This window comes from Ornithinimicrobium cavernae, from assembly GCF_003121625.1.
In the GTDB taxonomy this organism is placed as follows: domain Bacteria; phylum Actinomycetota; class Actinomycetes; order Actinomycetales; family Dermatophilaceae; genus Ornithinicoccus; species Ornithinicoccus cavernae.
Genome location: NZ_QDDJ01000029.1, coordinates 1 through 1,858 on the forward strand (window position 1 = coordinate 1; position 1,858 = coordinate 1,858).

General features: G+C 68.9%; 1 protein-coding gene. It reads right to left on the minus strand.

All coding sequences use genetic code 11. The annotated features are described in order from the left end of the window. Nucleotides 1-202 precede the first annotated feature (202 nt). Nucleotides 203-1,792, minus strand: coding sequence for an IS1182 family transposase (locus DA085_RS20565; protein WP_109474865.1), 1,590 nt, complete (start codon nucleotides 1,790-1,792; stop codon nucleotides 203-205). Nucleotides 1,793-1,858 lie beyond the last annotated feature (66 nt).

Here is a 1,858-nt window from a genome sequence, read left to right on the forward strand (position 1 = left end):
CTAGGAGACTGCTGAAGAAGGGGCTTGTCGGGGTGGTTTGTGCGTGGGTGGCGGGCGAGGCGCCACGGATGGGCCGTCTTGCGGCGTGTTGAGGTCAGCACTCGGAGTGCGACAAACGGGGTCGTTCCGCCTGCCTGAGGCCATCTTGGACCCGGTGAGGGCCCATGGCAGGGGTCTGCGGCAGGCCGGGGGCCCTCTGTGGTCAGGTCAGGACCCAGGCCCCGTCCTGGTGGGTCAGTCCCAGGACCAGGAGCCGTCGCAGGTTGAGTCCGGCGGCGCGCTGGTGCAGCCAGGCGTCATTCTTGGCCACGCCACGATAGGGCACCCGCCTGTTGCCTCGGGTGAGCCAGGCGATGGAGCGCTCGACCATCGGACGGTACTGCCGGTAGACGGTCTGGAAGTCCGGGTCGTGCGCGCGTTGCCGGTGCTCACGTTGCAACTGGTGGTGAGGACCCAGGCCGATCTTGCGGCCACTGGTGGCGGTAGTGCACTGGGCCCGCAGCGGGCAGCCAGTGCACGCCGCGCCGAAGGTGACCCGACCCTTGGGGCTGACCGCGCGAGTGAGCCCGGCCGGGCAGGTCAACGTGTTGGCGTCAGGGTCGTGGGTGAAGTCGTCCAGGGTGAATCCGCCCTCGACTGCTGGCCGTAGCGGCCAGGGCTTGAGTACCGGCTCCCACCCGTGCTCACCGAGCCGATGGAGCAGCTCGCCGGTGGCGTAGGCCGAGTCGCCCAACACCTGCACTCCAGTCGCGTCGGTGATGGTGGGGTCGGTCGTGATCAGGTCGGCACCGACCGCTGCATCGGAGTGCTCGGGTCCACTGGTCTTGGTGAGTTGCACTTCGGTCAGCAGGCCAGTGTCCGGCTCGACCACGACGTGGGCCTTGAACCCGTCCTGGCGTCGTTCTCGGGTCTTGTGCGCGTGCCGAGTATCGGGGTCGACGGTGGAGATGACCCGGTCCGGGGACGTCTTCCGCGCGATCCGCCACCGCCCGTCGGTGCCGTCGGAGCCCTCGGCCGGTTCTACGTCCTGCCCGGCGACCAACGCCAGCAACGCCAGGGCCTCGGCCGGTTTCCCGCCCTCCTTGCTGATCGCCTCCACGTCCAGGGCGGCCAGTAACGCCAACGCGTCGTTGACCAGCGCGGTGACCAACTCCTCCCGGGCGGCCTCATCGTCCCAGGCGATCCGTGGCTTGCCCGTGGCGCTGTACCCGGCTCCGGTGAGCGCCTCCAGTCGGGTGCACACAGTGGTGGCGAGCTCGGCGGCGCCGGGGACCTCGCGAGCGACCCGGCGGATCGCGGCGATCAGCTGGGTGACCGTGTCCTGGCGAGCGACCGCGTCATCCAGGATCGTGGAGTCCAACGCCCGCCGCTGCTTGCCGGCCAGGGCACCGGTAGCGGTGATCACGTCGCGGACGACCTCGAAGATCCGCTGCGGGCGGTCCGAAGAAGCCAGCCGCTTGCGCCAGTACGTCAACGTCGAGGGATGGAACCCGGCTGCGTCGACCGCGTACCCGCACGCGGCCTTCCACCGCAGGTCGAACGTGAGTGCCTCCGCGGCATCCCGGTCCGAATAGCCATGCAAGGACTGCAACACCAGCACCGAGGCGATGACCTCCGGCGGGATCGAGGGCCTCCCCCGACCCGAAGGAAACAAGTCAGCGAACAACTCCGGCGGGAACAACCGCAACCGGTGCTGCGCCAGAAACGCGAACACACTCCCGGCCGGCAACAAGTGCCCCGCCAACGACTCCACATCCAACAGCTCCCGCTGCCGATCCGCCTCACCCTGCATCACGCAAGGATCCCAGCCAGCGCTCAGGCCGAACGCACGCCACGCGGATTCTTCAGCAGTCTCCTA